Below are 18,764 nucleotides of genomic sequence, written 5' to 3'. Positions count from 1 at the left end.
ATTACGTCTGTTACGTCCGGTCATAATGTCACCTTTTTTGACTATGAGGCGATGATATCACCTCTATTCAGGTGGCCAAATTCAGTGTGCCACTACAGGGTGACATCCAGCCCATAAAAATCGGTATCAGCAAAACTGACATTGCGTCGGGCGCCGAGGCAAAGGTCAATAGCATCGAGAACAGTGGTCTTGCCGCTGTCTCCTGGACCGATCAGGCAGTTGAGACCAGGTGAGGGTAACCAGTTAAGTAAGCGGATTGTTCGGAAATTCTGGATCTCGACTTTGCAAATTCTAACCACGGATCTGCTCCATAATTATTGTTTGTCTCACCTGCGGTGTGATCGCAAAAAACAGCCACCAAGGAGATATATCGCGAAGCAATGTATTACGCCTTCAATTAGTACAAATCGAAGCATGGATACCTACCTTGCTGTTTTATCTGCGCGTTTCCTGATCTACGACCACAAAATTGTGGCACATGCGGCGGAACACACTTTCAGTTTTTAGTCGTCAAGCGTACTCGCATGCTCCACTGTGCATTATTCGCTTCACGAGAGCTGCTCTGCATTGGTTAATACCCACGGATATTGACCATGTCTGCTTCTGGCGCAGAACTGTCGGTCAGATTAGGTATTATAGCCCTGAGTAGTAAAGTATTAGCTCAGATCTGAGCTAATACATATATGACTATTTTTTTGCGTATACTTCCGCTCCCCACCAATCCATTAAAGCCCGCCGCTGCTCAAGGTATGTGGAACGGTTATAGGCTTTTCTTACCTCATTTTTATCGCTATGTGCAAGAGCTGCCTCTATGACATCGGCATTAAATTCTGCTTCATTCATAGCTGTACTCGCTATCGAGCGTAAACCATGTGCGACTAATTTCCCGCCATAACCTATACGTTTTAACGCAGCATTCGCTGTCTGGCTGTTCATAGCCTTACGCGGGTCGTTGCGGCTTGGGAATACGTACTCACGCTGGCCGCTGATAGGGTGCATGATTTCGAGTATCTCCAAAGCTTGGTCTGAAAGTGGAACAACATGATCACGCTTAGCCTTCATACGTTCCGCCGGGATACGCCATTCACGGTTTTCTATATCGATCTCAGCCCATGCGGTTGCCGAGGCTTCTGCAGGACGTATAAGCGTAAGTAGCTGCCACTCAAGTAAGCAACGGGTTGGGATTGATAGATTGCTCATCGAGATTGTGCGCATCAGCTTAGGCAGTTCTTCTGGTCGTATAGTCGGCATATGCTGCTTCTTAGGGCGTTCAAATGCATTACCAATACCAGAAGCCGGATTAGCATCAATCAAGCCAGTGTTGACGGAGTAGATCATGATTTCGTTAATACGCTGCACTAATCGGCGAACTGTCTCTAATGCGCCACGGGCCTTGATAGGTTCGAGCACCTGGATCAGCAAACGCGCTTTGATGTCCTGAACCGGGATATTTTCAATAGACGGTAATATGTCCTTCTCGAGAGAACGCCAGATATCTTCCGCATGCTTAGCGCTAACACTGGCCTGCTTCAACGCGAACCATTGCTTTGCCACATTCAGGAAAATGCTTTCTTGGGCTACCTGCTTTTGTTCCGCTTCTTCTGCTTCTTTGGCCTGTGGGTCAATGCCTCTTGCCAGTATCGCGAGCTTTTCGGCACGTATTTGCCGGGCGTCGGCAAGTGACAGGGCAGGGTAGGCTCCGAGGCTAACCATAGTCCGTGAACTGGTGCCGGGGCGGAGGTAACGGAAACGCCACAGTTTCTTGCCAGTGGTTTTGACTAACAGGAACAGGCCATCACCGTCGTGCAGAGTGAGGTCTTTCTCAAGGGCTTTGGCTTTTTGTACTTCGGTATGTGTGAGGGGGCGTGTAGTCCGCGCCATGTAAGGATTCTTCCATAATTGGTATACGTTTATGGCATACATTTTAACGTATACCTAAACGTATACCAATAAATCCCGGATTTAGCTGGATGTTCTCGGACTACTACAGACACAAAAAAGCCCGCAAACCTAGGTGGTATGCGGGCTTTCCGTACTTCTCCGGACTTATCTGGTAATACCCGGATCATCATTTGGTGGAGCTGGGGGGATTTGAACCCCCGTCCGGAATTACTACACCGTCGGCACTACATGCTTAGTCCAATCTTCACATTCGCCGGTCAGCTGCGGATGGACACGCCACTAACAAACTAGCCTGATTGGGTTTAACGCTTCAGCCCCAGGCAGGACATCCACGCGATCTCTTTTGGGTTTGACCTCTCTTGATCCCCGTCCTAAGAGCGGAGGCTAGGGAGAGAGGGAATCTTCAGTTTCTTAGGCTGATTAAGCTGCTAAAGCAGCAGATTCGAATTGCGAGTCGTTTGCAATTATTTTTTTTGCGGCTTTTAACGAGGCAAACCGCCCCTCGGCATGCTCCTAAGGCCTCACAATCCCGTCGAATCCAGAATCAGCCCCAAGTTACGTCGCGCAGTATAACAGAAGTTTATCCCGTTAAGCCAGAGGCTTATCGGTTGGCGTGCTTCATGATACGGGATTTCGCCGTCTGCCATTCACGATCTTTGATGTCATCGCGCTTATCGTGTTCTTTCTTACCTTTGGCTACGCCGATTTTGATCTTGGCCCAGGCATTTTTCCAATACATGGACAAGGCAACCACGGTGTAACCGTCACGGTTTACACGGCCGAGCAGTGAGTCCAGCTCACGCTTTTTCAGCAGGAGTTTACGGGTACGTGTCGGATCGCAGACCACATGAGTAGAAGCTACGTTGAGCGGTGAGACAGTGGCGCCAAACAGGTAGGCTTCACCATCGCGAAAAGTCACGTAGCTGTCACTGATGTTGGCTTTGCCGGCACGCAGCGATTTGACTTCCCACCCTTGCAGAGACAGGCCCGCTTCGAATTCTTCCTCAATGGCGTATTCGAAACGCGCACGCTTGTTTTGCGCAATGGTGGCAGAGCCGGGTTTGTGTGCTTTTTTCTTTGTCATAGTGTGTTCATTATACTGGATGCGTCAGCGAAAGAAATCCTTTCCCGCTCAGCACCTGCGCAATTTTTCGCATTTTTGGCCTCTGTGTTGCATAGCAGATTTTTTGTTTGCCGATAGATAAATGGTATGATTTGTATGTTTTGTGTCTCACAGGAAATGATATGCCCCAGATCAGTCGATCTGCGTTAGTGCCATTCAGCGCCGAGCAGATGTATCAGTTGGTTAACGATGTTCATTCTTATCCCGATTTTCTGCCAGGTTGCACCGGTAGCCGGGTGATTAACGCGTCCAACAATGAAATGACCGCCGCGGTGGATGTTGCCAAAGCCGGTATCAGTAAAACTTTTACCACGCGCAACACGCTGCTGGATAACCAGAGCATCAATATGCAACTGGTTGACGGTCCGTTCCGCAAGCTGATGGGGGGCTGGCACTTCACGCCGCTCAGTCCGGAAGCCTGCAAGGTTGAGCTGCACCTGGATTTCGAATTTACCAACAAACTGATCGAGTTGGCGTTCGGCAAGGTGTTTAAAGAGCTGGCGGGAAACATGGTGCAGGCATTCACCCAGCGGGCGAAAGAGGTTTACAGTGTCTGAGATACGGGTCGAGGTGGTTTACGCCTTGCCGGAACGTCAGTATCTGCGCAACGTTACGTTGGCCGAGGGCAGCAGCGTTGAGCAGGCGATTGTCGCCTCCGGGCTGCTGGAGCTGCGTGGTGACATTGATCTGCAAAGTAACAAGGTGGGCATCTATAGCCGACCGGCCAAGTTGGGTGATGTGCTCAATGATGGCGACCGGGTGGAAATTTACCGCCCCTTGATTGCCGACCCCAAAGAGCTGCGCCGTCAACGGGCAGAAAACGCAAAAAAATAAGGCGCTGAATGCGCCTTGTTTTTTATCAGAATTTTATCTTCCGAGTTGCAGCCTGGTACTGTCATGAAGAACTTGACGCGTCCCTCACGGGCCGGACGATAGTTCCTGCGCGGATTACTTGGTCAGCGCTGGCTTGTTCTGAATATCAGTCAATACACCCGCGCTGTTAAAGGTCAGCGTCAGGGTTTGCTGGGTGATATTTTCATGACCAGGTTGCTGGCGGAACACATAGAACCACGTCTGAGTACCGAACGGGTCCTGCAACATTGGGGTTCCCAATGTATAAGCGACCTGTTGCTGGGTCATACCTTTTTGGATTTTAGCTACGTCGGTTGACGTCAGGTAGTTCCCTTGGTTGATGTCAGGCCGGTAAACCACCTTCTCAAAAGTAGAACAGCCTGCAGTCAGCATCACAAGAACCACAGCGGCGGCAGTCAGCGTTTTACAGCGCATAGTAATCACATTCCTTTAGGGCATAGGATGCCGATGATAATAGACCTTGCAGCAGTTGGAAACCTTTACAGGGCCCCAATATGACCTCAGGAAAGTAAAAAAGTTGAGCTTTTCTATGCAGCAAGCAGTTCTTTTGCGTTTGCCAGGGTGTTTCGGGTGACTTCACTGCCGCCGAGAAGGCGCGCCAATTCTTGCAAACGGGCACGTTTATCCAGGGGGGACATCTGTGTTTCGGTTTCTGTGCCGTCGGTCTGTTTGCTGACAAACAGATGCTGATGCCCACAACCGGCTACCTGTGGTAAGTGGGTGACGCACATCACCTGGGTTGATTCCCCCAACTGGCGCAGCAGGCGGCCGACGATGGCGGCGGTAGGGCCGCTGATACCTACGTCCACTTCGTCGAAAATCAGCGCCGGTGTTTCCATCTTGCGGGCGGTAATCACCTGGATTGCCAGCGCGATGCGTGACAGTTCGCCGCCAGAGGCCACTTTCGCCAAGGCCTGCAGCGGTTGGCCCGGGTTGGTGGAAACGCAGAACTCGGTACGGGTCGCGCCTTCAGCACTCAAATATTGCGGCTCGAAGCGCACATCGATATTGAATTTGCCGTGTGGCATGGAAAGCGCCTGCATGCTGTCGGTAATCAACGTAGTCAGTTCGGCGGCATAATGCTGGCGTTTCTGATGAAGTTGCTCTGCCAGCAACAGCGCTTGCTGATGATGCAGCGTGACCGCCTCGGCCAGGTGTTCATGGTCGTTTTCTTGCTGTGACAACAGTTGTTGTTCATCCAGCATTTGCTGGTGCAACTGCGGCAGTTCTTCTGGCGCGACGTGGTGTTTACGCGCCAGGTTAATTTGGCGCGACAGGCGTTGTTCCAGTTCTTGCAGGCGGTTGGGGTCTAAATCCATGCGATCGGCATAGTGGCGCAGTTCATCGCTGGCCTCACTGATTTGGATTGACGCCTCTTCCAGCATATCCAGCAGGCCACTAAGCTTTTCATCCATACCGACCAGCTCAACCAGCAGGTGTTTGGCGGTGTAGAGCTGGCTCAGCATATTATTTTCTTCGCTATCGGCCAGTAATTGCAGGGCTTGCTGGCTGATGGTCAGCAACTGGCCGCTGTTGGCCAGGCGTTTGAACTCGGTATCGATTTGTTCAAACTCACCGGCCTGCGGCGCAAACTCGTTCAGCTCTTTCAATTGGTATTGCAGCAGCTGTTTACGAGCGTCACGCTCGATGGACTGCTGCTGATGGTGGGCCAGTTCGCGACAGCTCTGATGCCAGCGCTGGTAAGCCTGCTGCATTTGCGCCAGCAGGGCCGGTTCGTCGGCGTAGGCGTCGAGCAGTTGTTTTTGGTGCTCAGGCTTGAGCAGTAACTGGTGGGCATGCTGGCCGTGGATTTGAATCAGGCGCTGGCCGAGTTCGCGCAGTTGCGAAAGCGGTACGGCGGTACCGTTGATAAAGCCACGTGAGCGGCCGTCAGCGTTGATCACCCGGCGCAGCAGGCACTCATTGCTGTCGTCCAGCTGGTTCTGCTCGAGCCACTGTCTTGCAGAAGGGGTGTCCGCCAGTGAGAAGCGGGCGCAGATATCGGCACGGGCGGCTCCCAATCGAACGACGTTACCGTCGGCGCGATTACCAAGGCACAGCCCCAGCGCGTCGATGGCGATCGATTTGCCGGCGCCGGTTTCACCGGTAATCGCCGTCATACCCGGTTGAAAATCAATTTCCAACTCACGAACGATAGCAAAATTGCTGATGGTTAATTGCGCCAGCATGGGAACCTTCCTGTGTATAAATACATAACTGTGGTTTCACACAGTATAGACTGGTTTTATATACAGTAAAGAGGCTGGCGAAGTTTTTAGAATAATTTTTTTGACCAGCCCAGCTTGGTGCTTAACGTATTGAAATAGCTGTAGTCCTTTGGATGAATAAGATTCAAATGGAAATCACTACGGCGTATCAATACCTCTTCACCTTCCTGGATCGGCAACGCGATTTGGCTGTCGCAGCTGATTTCCAGATCGCTGCCAATTTGCGAGAACTTCAGCCGGATGGTGCTGTTGCCGTTGATCACCAATGGGCGAGCCGAAAGGGTGTGCGGGAACATCGGCACCAGCGCGATGGCCTCCAGCGAAGGCGTCAGGATCGGCCCACCGGCAGAGAGCGAGTAGGCGGTCGAACCGGTCGGGGTGGCGATGATCAGGCCGTCGGAGCGCTGGGAGAAAGCGAAGCGATCGTCGATATACACTTCGAACTCAATCATGTGCGCCACTTTACCGGGGTGCAACACCACTTCGTTGATCGCGGTGCTGATGCGGCACTGCTGGTTCTCTTTGTGCACGATGGTTTCCAGCAGGAAGCGCTGTTCATCGATGTATTCGCCTTCCAGCACGTCGGCTAATTGCTGTAATGCGTTGTCAGGATCCAGATCGGTCAGGAAGCCGAGATTGCCGCGGTTAACACCGATCACTTTAATGTCGTAGCGTGCCAGCACGCGCGCTGCGCCCAGCATATTACCGTCGCCACCGACCACCACGGCCAGGTCGGCCTTTTGGCCAATCTCTGCCAGGCTACCGGTCACGGCGTCTTGCAGCCCCAAATCCTTGGCTATCTGCCGTTCAACCATCACTGAATAGCCTCGGGCGACCAACCAGTGAAATAACATCTCATGCGTTGCCAGCGCCGAAGGGTGACGCGGGTGGCCAACAATGCCAATACAGGCGAATTTTTTATTCATTGTTGTGATTTTCCTCACCAGGACCAGTTTATGCCCCACATTGTGACCGGTTGACTTGAAACCCCGGTTTTGATCCCCATAATAAGCCAAGTTGCGAGATTAATGCTAAAACGCGGAGATATTCATGAGTAGTAAAGAACAGAAGACGCCAAACGAGCAAGTCTCGGAAGAAATGGAACAGCAGGAAGTCTTGCCGGAAGCGGCTGAGGGCGTCGATCTGCGGGATGAGCGCATTGCTGAGCTGGAAGCTCAACTGGCCGAAGCCCAGCAGCATGAACGCGACAGCCTGCTGCGTGCCAAAGCGGAAATGGAAAACGTCCGTCGCCGCACCGAGCTGGATATTGAAAAAGCGCATAAATTTGCTCTGGAGAAATTCTCCGGCGATCTGCTGCCGGTGTTGGATAACCTGGAGCGTGCGTTGGATCTGGCGGATAAAAACAATCCGGAACTGACGGCGATGATCGAAGGTATCGAACTGACGCTGAAGTCCCTGCAGGACGTCGTGCGTAAGTACGGTATCGAAATCGTTGGCGACACTAACGTGCCGTTCAACCCGGAAGTGCACCAGGCGATGAGCCTGATGGAATCTGCCGATCACCAGCCAAATCACGTAATGATGGTGATGCAGAAAGGCTATACGCTGAACGGTCGTCTGCTGCGCCCGGCGATGGTTGCGGTTTCCAAAGCCAAGGCTTAAGCGAAATTAAGTAAAGAAAAGGCACCTTCGGGTGCCTTTTTTGCATCTGAATCAGGCCTGCGGCAGTTGCGGCAACCAGTCGATAGGCTTTAGCCCCTGTTGTTCCAACAGCTGGTTGGCCTGCGAGAAGTGACGGCAGCCGAGGAAACCACGGTGGGCGGAAAGCGGCGAAGGGTGTGGCGCTTTCAACACGTGGTGACGGCTGCTATCGATAAAGTTGCCTTTCTTCTGGGCATGCGCGCCCCACAGCAGGAACACCACGCCTTCGCGGTTTTCATTCAACGCGGCGATCACCTTATCGGTAAAGGTCTCCCAGCCCAGCTTGGCATGAGAGTGCGCCTGGCCGCCTTCAACGGTCAACACCGTGTTCAGCAGCAGCACGCCCTGTTCTGCCCAGCTTTGCAGGCAGCCGTGGCTGGGGCGCTCAAAACCGGGGATATCCGTTGCCAGCTCTTTATACATATTCACCAGCGAAGGGGGCGCAGGCACGCCAGGAAGCACCGAGAAAGACAGACCATGGGCCTGATTCGGGCCGTGATAGGGATCCTGACCGAGGATCACCACCTTCACGTCTGCCAATTCGGTAAAACGAAAGGCGTTGAACACGTCTTTTTGTGGTGGGTAAATGGTCTTACCGGCCTGGCGTTCAGCGGCAACAAAGGCAAGCGTTTTATGAAAATAGGGCTGCTCTTTCTCCTTGCCAATGACATCATGCCAGGTGAGGGAGGTGGACATAAACGCTCTCCTTTGTTTTCGTTAACAATTCACTGGGCATAGCTTACCGTTTAGCTCCACACAGTGAAACCCGCTTTTATCCTGGCGCTATCGCGATGGATGCAAAAATTGTTGATAATTTACAAAAATAATTGCGAAGTGCTTGGTGGGGAAAATTGACATAAAACATAAACTTGCCCTTTATCGCCGTGTGGGCACCTCGTGAAAATTGACTTTAATCAAAGAATTGCCCCGGCCAGACTGGTATACAGAACAACAAGACAACAATGGTTTTACCAAATGGCCGAAACCAGGATTGGTTTTTTCTCGAAGTAGAATTTTTCGCCCTTGTACGGAGGCAACAAAATGATTACTGGTATTCAAATCACTAAAGCGAACGACCAGGCGCTACTGAACTCTTTCTGGCTGCTGGATGATGAAACATCCGAAGCCCGCTGCGTTTGCGCTAAAGCCAAATACACAGAAGACCAGGTCGTACCGGTCAGCGATCTGGGCCAGATCGAGTACCGTGAAGTGCCGCTGGAAATGCAATCTACCGTGCGCGTGGAAGGGGGGCAGCACCTGAACGTGAACGTACTGCGTCGTGAAACGCTGGAAGATGCGGTTAAGCACCCAGAAAAATACCCGCAATTGACCATTCGTGTGTCCGGCTATGCGGTGCGTTTCAACTCGCTGACGCCAGAACAACAACGTGACGTGATTACACGTACCTTTACAGAAAGCCTGTAATTACCCGCGTGGTTAATAAGGGAGCTTCGGCTCCCTTTTTTATGGCGACCACTCGTCAGAAACTGAATCCGGATCACATTCCTCGCAAAGATAATCGCCCGAATTACAGAACTGCTCCGACCTGCCGATAGCTAAAGCAGCACCCATTGGGGTGCGGCATAGATAAGTCTATCGACAAGGAGTCGGCATGAGTATGTCTTTGAGTTTTACCTCTGCGGTCAGTTCCGCGGCCATCCAGCCCCCAGTGGCGCGTGTATTACCGGAACCACCAAGCTCTCCCCAGCTCACAGAAACCCCATCGACCAAGGCCCCGGCGGCCACGCTTTCCACTAACAGCCTGAATGCGCAGAGCCTGCTGAATACGCTGGTGAGCGATATGTCGGCCGCTGCACCGGTGGCTGCTAATCAGGGCGTGACGCGTGGGCAGCAGTCCCAGCAAGGGGACTATACGCTGGCGTTATTGGCTAAAGACGTTTACAGCACCACCGGCCAGGGTGTTGACGGATTTAGCCGGTTGAGCGACAGCGCTTTGCTCGGCGCAGGCATTGACCCCGCCAGTCTGCATGATTCGGCATCGGGTTTTCAGGCCGGCATTTACAGCGATAATCAGCAATATGTATTGGCCTTCGCCGGCACCAATGATATGCGCGACTGGCTGAGCAATGTGCGGCAGGCAACTGGCTATGATGATGTGCAGTACAATCAGGCGGTCGCGGTTGCCAAAAGCGCCAAGGCGGCGTTTGGTGATGCGCTGGTGATTGCCGGGCATTCGTTAGGGGGCGGTCTGGCGGCAACGGCGGCGCTGGCGACCGGCACGGTAGCGGTCACCTTTAACGCTGCAGGCGTGTCCGATTACACGCTGAACCGCATGGGGATCGATCCGGCAGCGGCGAAACAGGATGCGCAAGCCGGGGGCATCCGCCGTTACAGCGAACAATACGACATGCTGACCGGAACGCAGGAATCCACTTCGCTGATCCCGGACGCTATTGGGCATAAAATCACGTTGGCCAATAACGACACCCTGAGCGGCATTGACGACTGGCGGCCAAGCAAACATGTGGACCGCAGCCTGACCGCGCACGGTATCGATAAGGTGATCAGTTCGATGGCGGAGCAAAAGCCCTGGGAGGCGAAAGCCAATGCCTGACAGGCGACGAGTACAGCAGGCGTTAATTATCGCCATGCTGCTGCTGACGGCGATCGCCGGTTTGCTGATGATGGCTAAGGAACAACAGATGAATCAGGATATCTCTCCGTTCAACGGACACGGCAATGCGGCGCTGGCTCAGGCGGTGGCGCGCGGTGATGTGCAGAGTATTGCCGAGCAGGCCACGCAGGGGCGACTGCGCGAGCAGGGCGACCGTCAGGTCACTTTGCTGCAGTGGGCGATACTGTCGCAGCAACGGTCAAGTCTGGGCTCACTGCTGGAGTTGGGGGCTGATGCCGCCACGCCGGGGCTGGATGGCAACAGCGCACTGCATACCGCTGCGACGGTGCAGGATCCACAGTATTTGCGGCTGTTGCTGGAGCAGGGTGTAGCGGTTAACCCACGTAATGCGGTGACCGGTGCCACGCCGCTGGCGGCTGCGGTGCTGGCGGGGCGAGAGGAGCAACTGCGGCTGCTGTTGGTCTCTGGGGCGGATGTCACGCTGAGCGATCGGCTGGGGGATACGCCTTTGCACGTAGCGGCAAAAATCAATGCACCGCAATTGGCGTTGATGCTGTTGCAAGCCGGGGCCGATGCCAAAGCCCGCAACCAGCAGGGAGTGACCTTCCAGTTCTATTTCTCACAGACGCCGACGTCGTTGCAGGGTGAAGAAATGCGCGATCGTTACCGTCAACTGAATGCCTGGCTGAAAGCCCATCAGCAGGCGACGCATTACGTGCAGCCGTAACGGGCATAAAAAAACCGCCTTCAGGTTAATGGAGGCGGTTTTTATTCACGACGGCAGCATTATTTCGCGCCGTTGCCCTCAGGCTTGGCCTTTGGCTGGCGGCGTTTGCCCACGTTTTTCGCATCGCGATGGCGCACTTTCACCTTGGCTTTTTCTTTGTTCTTTTCTTTGTCGACAGCGCGCTTGGCCATCACCTTCTTGGAAGGTTTACCGTTGCTTTTTTCGCTTGGCACTTTGGTTGATGGACGCAGCTCTTCGATCACCCGTGCTTTCAGCGGCTCGTTCAGGTAACGGCCCACTTTGCCCAACAGCAGGTGGTCGTGTGCCTCAACCAGTGAGATGGCGGTGCCTTTGCGCCCGGCACGACCGGTACGGCCGATGCGGTGCAGGTAGGTATCCGCCGTGCGCGGCATGTCGAAGTTGAACACGTGGGTGATATCCAGGATATCCAGACCACGAGCGGCAACGTCGGTAGCGACCAGCACGTTGACACGGCCGTCCATCATGCGTTTTACCGCTTCGTTACGCTTGGCCTGCACCATTTCACCTTCGAGGTAACAGGTGTTGATACCTGCCTCGCGCAGCCAGGCTGCCAGCTCATGCACGCGCTCACGCTTACGCACGAAGATCACGGATTTCTGCACGTCCGGCTGTTGCAGCAAATGCACCAACAGGGCGGTTTTATGCACCACGTCGTCTGCACGGTAGTACCACTGCAGGATCTTTTTGCGCTCGCGGCGTGACGGGTCAGCTTCGACTTCTACCGGTTCTTTCAGAATGCGTTCGGCGAACTCGCGGATGGCATCGCCTTCCAGCGTCGCGGAGAACAGCAGGGTCTGGTTACGCCAGCGGGTCTCGGCGGAAATCGTTTCGATGTCCTGTGCGAAGCCCATGTCAAGCATGCGGTCGGCTTCATCGAGGATCAGCGTTTCTACCGCGCGGCAGTCGAAGTTTTCTTCTTTAATGTACTGCAGCAGACGACCGGTAGTGGCAACGACCACGTCCTGGTTTTCGCTGAAGACTTCCGCGTGGTTCATATAAGCGACGCCACCGGTGATGGTAGCGATATCCAGCGAAGTATGAGCAGCCAGTTCACGTGCCTGATCGGCTACCTGCATCGCCAGCTCGCGTGTCGGGGTCAGGATCAGTACGCGCGGTGGGCCGGACTTCTTGCGTGGGAAGTCGAGCAGATGTTGCAATACCGGCAGCAAAAATGCAGCGGTCTTGCCGGTGCCGGTCGGCGCCGAACCCAATACGTCGCGCCCATCCATCGCAGGCGGGATCGCCTCGGCTTGAATGGCGGTTGGGCGTTCGTAGCCTTTATCACGCAGGGCGTTTATCAGGCGTTCATCGAGTTCGAGCTCGGAAAAATTGGTTACTGTCATGGTCTACCTCTACTTGGGGCGCCGATTATAGACGGGTTGGCCGCGTTCTTCACCTATTTAAGCGGAAAGCATGTCTTTTCCCAAAAATCAGATTGCCTTATGCTACGTGAGTTTTGTATTCAGGTGGTTATTGTGAGCACTCAATCGAAAGCGAATTTTACTCCGCGTCGCGGCGGTTTTACCTTCAAACAATTTTTTGTTGCTCACGATCGCTGTGCAATGAAAGTGGGCACCGACGGCGTGTTGCTCGGCGCATGGGCTCCCTTGGCGCAGGCGCAACGGGTGCTGGATATCGGCAGCGGCAGCGGATTGATCGCGCTGATGCTGGCGCAGCGGTCGGCCGAGAACGTGCTGATCGACGCGGTGGAACTGGACGAGACCGCTGCCGCCCAGGCACGTGACAACGTGCAGGAGTCCCCTTGGTCGCAGCGCATTCAGGTCCATGCACAAGATATTCATCATTTTGCCCAGCATCATGCCGGTGAGTACGATCTGATCGTCAGTAACCCGCCATATTTCGAACCGGCGGTTGCCTGCCGTGACCAGGCGCGCCACAACGCACGTTATACCGAAACCCTGACCCACGATGCTCTGTTGGCCAGTGCGGAGCAGTTAATCGCACCAAAGGGGACATTTTGCGTAGTGCTGCCGCACGACATTGGTGGTGCTTTCGAAAGCAATGCACAGCTACGCGGCTGGCATACTGCGCAACGGCTGAATGTCAGCGATCGCGCGGATACGCCGATGCACCGCGTATTGTTGGCGCTGACGCGTCAGCCCGTCGAACTAGAAACCGAACAGAAGCTGGCTATCAAGTTGGACGATGGCAGTTACACCGATGATTTCCGCCGTCTGATTACCGATTTTTACCTGTTCTACTGAAATGAACAGGGCACCTTTATGGGTGCCCTGGCGGTATCATTATGGTTGCAGGATGGTCGGTAGCGCTTCCGGCAGCAGATCCGGGTAGTCCAGCGTGTAGTGCAATCCACGGCTTTCTTTACGCTCCATGGCGCTGCGGACGATCAGCTCCGCCACCTGCACCAAATTACGCAGTTCCAGCAGGTTGTTGGAGATGCGGAAGTTGGCATAGTACTCATCAATTTCTGCCTGCAACGTATTGATGCGGCGCAGTGCGCGCTCCAGCCGTTTGGTGGTGCGCACGATCCCAACGTAGTCCCACATGAACAGCCGTAACTCATGCCAGTTGTGCTGGATCACCACTCGCTCATCGGCATCATCCACCCGGCTTTCATCCCACTGCGGCAGCTGTTTGGCCAGCTTGATAAACGGCAGCCGCATCATGATGTCTTCGGCTGCCGACCAGCCATAAACCAGGCATTCCAGCAGTGAGTTGGACGCCATGCGATTGGCACCGTGCAGGCCGGTGTAGCTAACCTCGCCAATGGCATACAGCCCGTCGAGATCGGTGCGGCCGTGTTGATCAACCATCACGCCGCCACAGGTATAGTGCGCTGCGGGGACGATAGGGATCGGCTGGCGGGTCAGGTCAAAGCCCAGCGTCAGCAGTTTTTCATGGATCATCGGGAAATGCTGGGTAATGAATTCAGCTGGTTTATGGCTGATGTCCAGATACATGCAGTCTGCACCCAGGCGCTTCATTTCATGGTCGATGGCGCGTGCTACGACGTCTCGCGGTGCCAGTTCGCCGCGTGGGTCAAAATCGGGCATAAAGCGGCTGCCATCCGGGCGCTTCAGATAAGCCCCTTCACCGCGCAAGGCTTCGGTCAGCAGGAAGTTACGTGCCTGTGGGTGGAACAGGCAGGTCGGGTGGAACTGATTGAATTCAAGGTTGGCGACCCGGCAACCGGCTCGCCAGGCCATGGCGATGCCGTCTCCGGAAGAGATATCCGGGTTGGTGGTGTATTGATACACCTTGGCTGCCCCACCGGTTGCCAGCACGACCGTTTTGGCGCGGTAAGTTTCTACCTGTTCCTGTTCGCGGTTCCAGACATAGGCACCGACCACACGACGGGTGCCCGGCAGGCCAATTTTATTCGAAGTGATCAGATCGACCGCATTACGGCGTTCCATCACGCAAATATTCGGGTGGTTGCTTGCTTTCCCAACCAGGGTGGTCTCTACTTCTTTGCCAGTAGCATCGGCCGCATGCAGGATACGGCGATGGCTGTGCCCGCCTTCCCGCGTCAGGTGGTAATGTGCCTCGCCCTGAGCGTTGACCTCGGTGTCGAACAAGACTCCCTGATCGATCAACCACTGCACGCAGTGGCGAGCATTGCCGGCAATAAACTCGACGGCATCTCTGTCACACAGGCCGGCTCCGGCAATCAAAGTGTCATCAACGTGTGAGGCAATGCTGTCCGTTTCATCGAAAACCGCGGCGATCCCGCCTTGGGCATAAAAGGTGGCGCCTTCGTTGAGTGGCCCCTTGCTGAGTACGGTAACCTTGCAATGCTGCGCCAGGCGCAACGCCAGTGACAGGCCGGCAGCACCGCTGCCGACGATCAGTACATCGCTAACATGTTCAGATGATGGTTGCATAGCGTATGATGTGTGCAGAAGAAGAGTGAAATTCATGTTAGCCTAATTGTCCGGGCAAAAGCCACGGATGGGTGACATCAACATAAAAAACAATGGCAATACGGAACTTCGTGTTCTGTATGAACTCCAAGCGAGTGCTTGCTCAGGAAAATAATGTATGGCTGGCAGTACAATTTTACGCGTGGAGACGGATTTGGGGAGAGTTTACCTCGGATGAGCGAGCAGTTAACGGATCAAGTTCTGGTTGAGCGGGTCCAAAAGGGCGATCAGAAATCGTTTAACTTACTGGTGATTCGTTACCAGCATAAAGTGGCGAGTCTCGTTTCCCGGTATGTACCGCAGGGCGATGTGCCGGATGTGGTACAGGAGTCGTTTATTAAAGCCTATCGCGCACTGGAATCATTCCGTGGGGATAGCGCTTTCTATACCTGGTTGTATCGAATTGCTGTGAATACGGCAAAAAATTATTTAGTGGCTCAGGGCCGTCGTCCGCCATCCAGCGATGTGGATGCCAACGATGCCGAAAATTACGAAAGTGCGGGTGCACTGAAAGAAATTTCGAACCCTGAGAACTTAATGTTGTCAGAAGAGCTGAGACAGATAGTTTTCCGTACCATTGAGTCTCTCCCTGAGGATCTTCGCATGGCGATTACCCTGCGGGAGTTGGATGGTCTAAGCTACGAAGAAATAGCTGCCATCATGGATTGCCCGGTCGGAACCGTACGTTCGCGTATTTTCCGCGCCAGGGAGGCTATCGATAATAAAGTTCAACCGCTGATTCAACGTTAGCAATGGCGAACACAGGAAGGGTACTTAGGCATGCAGAAAGAAAAGCTTTCCGCTCTGATGGATGGAGAATCGCTCGACAGCGAGCTACTGAGTTCATTGTCTAAAGACAGGGCGCTTCAACAAAGCTGGCAGAGCTATCACCTGATACGTGACACACTACGGGGTGATATCGGACAAGTCATGCATCTCGATATCGCAGATCGTGTTGCTGCTGCACTTGAGAAAGAACCTGCACGTCTGGTTCCTTCTGCAGTTCCAGAATCTCAGCCGCAACCGCACACCTGGCAGAAAATGCCGTTCTGGCACAAAGTCCGCCCTTGGGCGAGCCAGATCACACAGATTGGTATGGCGGCCTGCGTGTCGTTGGCGGTGATTGTAGGCGTCCAACAATACAATCAACCGGCTGCACAATCTGGCGCTGCTGAATCACCGGCATTCAATACCCTGCCGATCATGGGGCAGGCGTCACCGGTTAGCCTTGGCGTGCCGGCAGACAGTTTCTCCACCGGCAGCGGTCAACAGCAGCAGGTGCAGGAACAACGCAAACGTATTAACGCTATGCTGCAAGATTATGAGTTGCAACGTCGTTTGCATTCTGATCAGTTGCAGCTTGAGCAAAGCACCCCACAACAGGCTGCCGTTCAGGTACCCGGAACTCAGTCTTTAGGAATGCAACAGCAGTAATGAAGCAACTTTGGTTCTCCGTCTGTCTATTGACGGGCAGCCTGCTCTACTCAAACATCGCCCCGGCGCAGCCCTCTGCGTCCGGGGCGTTGTTACAACAGATGAGCAGTGCCAGCCGTTCGCTCAATTATGAACTCGCCTATATCAGCATCAGCAAGCAGGGGATCGAATCGCTGCGCTACCGTCATGCGATGATCGACCAGCAGCCGCTCGGCCAATTACTGCATATGGACGGCCCACGCCGTGAAGTACTGCAGCGCGGCGCGGGGATCAGCTATTTCGAACCCGGCCTGGAGCCCTTTACGCTGTCTGGCGATCACATCGTCGATGCGTTGCCTGCCATTGTTTATGCTGATTTTGATCGCCTGGCGAAATATTACGATTTCATCTCCGTCGGCAGCACCCGCATTTCCGATCGTCCGTGCGAAGTGATCCGCGTGGTGGCTCGTGATGGTTCACGCTATAGCTATATTGTCTGGATGGATGAAGACACCAAGCTGCCGCTACGGGTGGATTTGATCGACCGTGATGGCGAAACGCTGGAGCAATACCGGGTGATTTCGTTCGTGGTTGGGCCGCAAGTGCAAAGCGTGATGCAGGGGCTGCTCAAGGCCAGCCTGCCGCCGTTGCTGTCACTTCCTGCGGTAGATAAAATCAAGTTGAGCTGGAGCACGGGTTGGTTACCGGCTGGGGTCGATGAAATTGCACGTAACCGCCGTAAACTGCCGAACGTGACTGAGCCTGTTGAATCGCGGCTCTACAGCGATGGCCTGTTCAGCTTCTCGGTGAACGTCAGCCCAGCGGGCAGCGGCGCTGGCCAGCAGTATTATCGCCAGGGGCGTCGCACTATCCAGACCGAAGTCCGTAACGGCAATGAGATCACTATCGTTGGCGAATTGCCGCCGGCGACGGCTAAACGAATTGCCGATAGCATTTCCTTCAAGGTGCCACCACAATGATGAAAGAGTGGGCCACGGTCGTTTCGTGGCAACAAGGCGTGGCGCTGCTGCGCTGTGAGCCGAAAGCAGGATGTGGCAGTTGTACGGCCCGTTCTGGCTGTGGCGCACGCGCGTTGAATGAGCTGGTGCCGGAAACCGAACATCAACTGCAGGTGCGTATTGAGCAGCCGCTCGAGCCGGGCCAGCGGGTTGAGGTGGGCATTGCTGAAGGCAGCCTGTTGCGTTCAGCCATGCTGGTTTATCTGACGCCGCTGCTAGGCATGATGCTGGGGGGCAGCCTGTTGCAATACTGGCTGGGCACCGATGCATCTGCCGCGCTGGGCGCACTGCTTGGCGGGGTTGCGGCCTTTATGCTGGCACGCAGTCTGGCACAGCGCCTCGGTGAACAGGCGAATTACCAACCCATCGTTCTGCAAATTGGTTTACCGCCTGGGGCCATGCGCCTGCAGACGGAAAACCCACCTCTGCTTTAAAACTGCTGCCGCGTCATCGCCGGGTTATGGTAGGCGGTGATGCGGGTGTAGATCATATGTTCCAGCAGCGCGATAAACAGATCGGCGCTGAGCAGCGAAAAATATCCGATGGTAAATAACGCATTGCCCTGATTATCCAGCAGGCGAATGGTGCCGCGTTGCGGGTTATTTTCCAGTTCGCGGATCTGCTCAATCGGGATAGAACCCTGCGCCGTGATCAGTGCCGTTGAGCTCAGACTCAGCGTTTGGGTTGATGGCCGTTTTCGCTGCCCTGGCAGCAATTGATTCAGCCAGCGAGCGCCGCAACTGAGGTAGTGAAACGACAACATTTCACCCTGATACAGCGCATTCAAGGCTTGTGGCCCACGCTGTTGGATCTGCTGAGCGATAATGGTATCTGCCAGCCGCCAGGAGTGGGAAACATTGCTGAATACCGGACACCAGGGCTGTTCAGCCGAGGTGCGAAAAGCCATCACATCGAATACCCCGCCAAACAGACGCCCACCGCGAAAACGATAAATATCACCAATTTTTTCAAAGGGGATAAATCGTTCTTTATGACTATGCGGGTTAATCACCCGAACACCGTGCTCGTACAGGCGATAGGTCAACGTTGGCCGCAGACAATGGCGCAGTGCCAGCAGAATGCAGCCGAGTACAATAGTTGCTGCGCCGGTTTGCAGTAGGGTCAGTACCTCATTTTCATCCATGTTGCTCAGCAGTGGCAGTAACAACAGCGCCGCACCGAGAGTTAACAGCAGCGCTGCCGCTGCCAGAATGCCCCAATTGACCTTTGAAAAATCGTGCCGGCTCAGCATTGGCCCTTTATCGATCATTATG

The 18,764-nt window shown here is 54.3% G+C and carries 20 protein-coding genes, 1 other RNA gene and 1 pseudogene; 11 read left to right on the top strand and 11 right to left on the bottom strand.

Annotated features, from left to right (window positions below):
• Window positions 1–98 precede the first annotated feature (98 nt).
• The 4 genes and pseudogenes from OC597_RS19640 to smpB all read right to left on the bottom strand — a co-directional run.
• Window positions 99–299, bottom strand: a pseudogene (locus OC597_RS19640) (AAA family ATPase); the annotation flags it as partial.
• Between the two features lie 388 nt (window positions 300–687).
• Window positions 688–1,881 (bottom strand): integrase domain-containing protein, encoded by a 1,194-nt coding sequence (locus tag OC597_RS19635; RefSeq protein ID WP_262210109.1) that lies wholly within the window; start codon window positions 1,879–1,881, stop codon window positions 688–690.
• Window positions 1,882–2,073: 192 nt separating this feature from the next.
• Window positions 2,074–2,454, bottom strand: a transfer-messenger RNA (tmRNA) gene (gene ssrA, locus OC597_RS19630).
• A 49-nt stretch (window positions 2,455–2,503) separates the two neighbouring features.
• Window positions 2,504–2,986: an SsrA-binding protein SmpB gene (smpB, locus tag OC597_RS19625; RefSeq protein ID WP_085118380.1), complete on the bottom strand. Its 483-nt coding sequence runs from the start codon at window positions 2,984–2,986 to the stop codon at window positions 2,504–2,506.
• 161 nt (window positions 2,987–3,147) lie between these two features.
• Here smpB and OC597_RS19620 point away from each other — a divergent pair, with 161 nt between their 5' ends.
• Together OC597_RS19620 and OC597_RS19615 are read left to right on the top strand one after the other, a co-directional pair.
• Window positions 3,148–3,582, top strand: a complete 435-nt coding sequence (locus OC597_RS19620) for a type II toxin-antitoxin system RatA family toxin (RefSeq protein ID WP_020828273.1) — start codon at window positions 3,148–3,150, stop codon at window positions 3,580–3,582.
• Window positions 3,575–3,859 (top strand): RnfH family protein, encoded by a 285-nt coding sequence (locus tag OC597_RS19615; RefSeq protein WP_085118377.1) that lies wholly within the window; start codon window positions 3,575–3,577, stop codon window positions 3,857–3,859. The genes OC597_RS19620 and OC597_RS19615 overlap by 8 nt, the downstream gene beginning before the upstream one ends.
• 114 nt (window positions 3,860–3,973) lie before the next feature.
• Here OC597_RS19615 and bamE read toward each other — a convergent pair whose 3' ends face one another.
• The 3 genes from bamE to nadK all read right to left on the bottom strand — a co-directional run bounded on the left by bamE (window position 3,974) and on the right by nadK (window position 7,052).
• Window positions 3,974–4,312 (bottom strand): outer membrane protein assembly factor BamE, encoded by a 339-nt coding sequence (bamE, locus tag OC597_RS19610; RefSeq protein WP_012146393.1) that lies wholly within the window; start codon window positions 4,310–4,312, stop codon window positions 3,974–3,976.
• Between the two features lie 113 nt (window positions 4,313–4,425).
• Window positions 4,426–6,087 carry a DNA repair protein RecN gene (recN, locus tag OC597_RS19605; protein WP_262210106.1) on the bottom strand — a complete coding sequence of 554 codons (1,662 nt, stop codon included), beginning with the start codon at window positions 6,085–6,087 and terminating at the stop codon, window positions 4,426–4,428.
• Window positions 6,088–6,173: 86 nt separating this feature from the next.
• Window positions 6,174–7,052, bottom strand: coding sequence for an NAD(+) kinase (nadK, locus tag OC597_RS19600; RefSeq protein ID WP_085118374.1), 879 nt, complete (start codon window positions 7,050–7,052; stop codon window positions 6,174–6,176).
• A 124-nt stretch (window positions 7,053–7,176) separates the two neighbouring features.
• Here nadK and grpE point away from each other — a divergent pair, with 124 nt between their 5' ends.
• Window positions 7,177–7,749 carry a nucleotide exchange factor GrpE gene (gene grpE, locus OC597_RS19595; protein WP_017893731.1) on the top strand — a complete coding sequence of 191 codons (573 nt, stop codon included), beginning with the start codon at window positions 7,177–7,179 and terminating at the stop codon, window positions 7,747–7,749.
• A 51-nt stretch (window positions 7,750–7,800) separates the two neighbouring features.
• On the opposite strand, the gene ung is transcribed toward grpE, so the two are convergent.
• Window positions 7,801–8,484: a uracil-DNA glycosylase gene (gene ung / locus OC597_RS19590; RefSeq protein ID WP_262210104.1), complete on the bottom strand. Its 684-nt coding sequence runs from the start codon at window positions 8,482–8,484 to the stop codon at window positions 7,801–7,803.
• Window positions 8,485–8,829: 345 nt separating this feature from the next.
• Between ung and grcA the strand changes: the two genes are divergently transcribed.
• The 3 genes from grcA to OC597_RS19575 all read left to right on the top strand — a co-directional run bounded on the left by grcA (window position 8,830) and on the right by OC597_RS19575 (window position 11,111).
• Complete coding sequence (gene grcA, locus OC597_RS19585) at window positions 8,830–9,213, top strand: autonomous glycyl radical cofactor GrcA (protein WP_085118371.1); 384 nt, start codon at window positions 8,830–8,832, stop codon at window positions 9,211–9,213.
• A gap of 187 nt (window positions 9,214–9,400) precedes the next feature.
• On the top strand, window positions 9,401–10,363 hold the full coding sequence (locus tag OC597_RS19580) for a Tle-like phospholipase domain-containing protein (RefSeq protein WP_262210102.1): 963 nt from the start codon (window positions 9,401–9,403) through the stop codon (window positions 10,361–10,363).
• Complete coding sequence (locus tag OC597_RS19575) at window positions 10,356–11,111, top strand: ankyrin repeat domain-containing protein (protein WP_262210101.1); 756 nt, start codon at window positions 10,356–10,358, stop codon at window positions 11,109–11,111. Before OC597_RS19580 ends, OC597_RS19575 begins: the two co-directional genes overlap by 8 nt.
• 59 nt (window positions 11,112–11,170) lie before the next feature.
• Here the strand turns inward: OC597_RS19575 and srmB are convergent, their stop codons facing one another.
• Window positions 11,171–12,496: an ATP-dependent RNA helicase SrmB gene (gene srmB, locus OC597_RS19570; protein WP_085118366.1), complete on the bottom strand. Its 1,326-nt coding sequence runs from the start codon at window positions 12,494–12,496 to the stop codon at window positions 11,171–11,173.
• A gap of 99 nt (window positions 12,497–12,595) precedes the next feature.
• Between srmB and trmN the strand changes: the two genes are divergently transcribed.
• Entirely contained in the window at window positions 12,596–13,378 is a 783-nt protein-coding gene (gene trmN, locus OC597_RS19565) for a tRNA(1)(Val) (adenine(37)-N(6))-methyltransferase TrmN (protein WP_261285946.1), read from the top strand.
• Between the two features lie 39 nt (window positions 13,379–13,417).
• Here trmN and nadB read toward each other — a convergent pair whose 3' ends face one another.
• Window positions 13,418–15,019 (bottom strand): L-aspartate oxidase, encoded by a 1,602-nt coding sequence (nadB, locus tag OC597_RS19560; RefSeq protein ID WP_262210098.1) that lies wholly within the window; start codon window positions 15,017–15,019, stop codon window positions 13,418–13,420.
• A gap of 213 nt (window positions 15,020–15,232) precedes the next feature.
• Between nadB and rpoE the strand changes: the two genes are divergently transcribed.
• The 4 genes from rpoE to rseC are packed head-to-tail and all read left to right on the top strand — an operon-like array spanning window position 15,233 to window position 17,924.
• Complete coding sequence (gene rpoE / locus OC597_RS19555) at window positions 15,233–15,808, top strand: RNA polymerase sigma factor RpoE (protein WP_012146382.1); 576 nt, start codon at window positions 15,233–15,235, stop codon at window positions 15,806–15,808.
• A gap of 30 nt (window positions 15,809–15,838) precedes the next feature.
• Window positions 15,839–16,492: an anti-sigma-E factor RseA gene (gene rseA / locus OC597_RS19550; protein WP_012146381.1), complete on the top strand. Its 654-nt coding sequence runs from the start codon at window positions 15,839–15,841 to the stop codon at window positions 16,490–16,492.
• On the top strand, window positions 16,492–17,451 hold the full coding sequence (gene rseB, locus OC597_RS19545; protein ID WP_261285944.1) for a sigma-E factor regulatory protein RseB: 960 nt from the start codon (window positions 16,492–16,494) through the stop codon (window positions 17,449–17,451). The genes rseA and rseB overlap by 1 nt, the downstream gene beginning before the upstream one ends.
• Entirely contained in the window at window positions 17,448–17,924 is a 477-nt protein-coding gene (rseC, locus tag OC597_RS19540) for a SoxR-reducing system protein RseC (protein WP_261285943.1), read from the top strand. The genes rseB and rseC overlap by 4 nt, the downstream gene beginning before the upstream one ends.
• Here rseC and OC597_RS19535 read toward each other — a convergent pair.
• Window positions 17,921–18,760: a hypothetical protein gene (locus tag OC597_RS19535; protein ID WP_261425792.1), complete on the bottom strand. Its 840-nt coding sequence runs from the start codon at window positions 18,758–18,760 to the stop codon at window positions 17,921–17,923. The genes rseC and OC597_RS19535 overlap by 4 nt on opposite strands.
• Window positions 18,761–18,764: the final 4 nt, after the last annotated feature.

The sequence above is a fragment of the Serratia proteamaculans genome, assembly GCF_946227095.1.
In the GTDB taxonomy this organism is placed as follows: domain Bacteria; phylum Pseudomonadota; class Gammaproteobacteria; order Enterobacterales; family Enterobacteriaceae; genus Serratia; species Serratia proteamaculans_E.
The sequence above is the reverse complement of the archived record's forward strand: the minus strand, read 5'-3'. Positions and strand labels throughout refer to the sequence as shown.

Bases quoted from the DNA above. Each gene is read 5' to 3' on its own strand.
- OC597_RS19635 (WP_262210109.1), bottom strand. From the start codon at position 1,881: ATGGCGCGGACTACACGCCCCCTCACACATACCGAAGTACAAAAAGCC.
- smpB (WP_085118380.1), bottom strand. From the start codon at position 2,986: ATGACAAAGAAAAAAGCACACAAACCCGGCTCTGCCACCATTGCGCAA.
- OC597_RS19620 (WP_020828273.1), top strand. From the start codon at position 3,148: ATGCCCCAGATCAGTCGATCTGCGTTAGTGCCATTCAGCGCCGAGCAG.
- bamE (WP_012146393.1), bottom strand. From the start codon at position 4,312: ATGCGCTGTAAAACGCTGACTGCCGCCGCTGTGGTTCTTGTGATGCTG.
- recN (WP_262210106.1), bottom strand. From the start codon at position 6,087: ATGCTGGCGCAATTAACCATCAGCAATTTTGCTATCGTTCGTGAGTTG.
- nadK (WP_085118374.1), bottom strand. From the start codon at position 7,052: ATGAATAAAAAATTCGCCTGTATTGGCATTGTTGGCCACCCGCGTCAC.
- grpE (WP_017893731.1), top strand. From the start codon at position 7,177: ATGAGTAGTAAAGAACAGAAGACGCCAAACGAGCAAGTCTCGGAAGAA.
- ung (WP_262210104.1), bottom strand. From the start codon at position 8,484: ATGTCCACCTCCCTCACCTGGCATGATGTCATTGGCAAGGAGAAAGAG.
- grcA (WP_085118371.1), top strand. From the start codon at position 8,830: ATGATTACTGGTATTCAAATCACTAAAGCGAACGACCAGGCGCTACTG.
- OC597_RS19580 (WP_262210102.1), top strand. From the start codon at position 9,401: ATGAGTATGTCTTTGAGTTTTACCTCTGCGGTCAGTTCCGCGGCCATC.
- OC597_RS19575 (WP_262210101.1), top strand. From the start codon at position 10,356: ATGCCTGACAGGCGACGAGTACAGCAGGCGTTAATTATCGCCATGCTG.
- srmB (WP_085118366.1), bottom strand. From the start codon at position 12,496: ATGACAGTAACCAATTTTTCCGAGCTCGAACTCGATGAACGCCTGATA.
- trmN (WP_261285946.1), top strand. From the start codon at position 12,596: ATGCTACGTGAGTTTTGTATTCAGGTGGTTATTGTGAGCACTCAATCG.
- nadB (WP_262210098.1), bottom strand. From the start codon at position 15,019: ATGCAACCATCATCTGAACATGTTAGCGATGTACTGATCGTCGGCAGC.
- rpoE (WP_012146382.1), top strand. From the start codon at position 15,233: ATGAGCGAGCAGTTAACGGATCAAGTTCTGGTTGAGCGGGTCCAAAAG.
- rseA (WP_012146381.1), top strand. From the start codon at position 15,839: ATGCAGAAAGAAAAGCTTTCCGCTCTGATGGATGGAGAATCGCTCGAC.
- rseB (WP_261285944.1), top strand. From the start codon at position 16,492: ATGAAGCAACTTTGGTTCTCCGTCTGTCTATTGACGGGCAGCCTGCTC.
- rseC (WP_261285943.1), top strand. From the start codon at position 17,448: ATGATGAAAGAGTGGGCCACGGTCGTTTCGTGGCAACAAGGCGTGGCG.
- OC597_RS19535 (WP_261425792.1), bottom strand. From the start codon at position 18,760: ATGATCGATAAAGGGCCAATGCTGAGCCGGCACGATTTTTCAAAGGTC.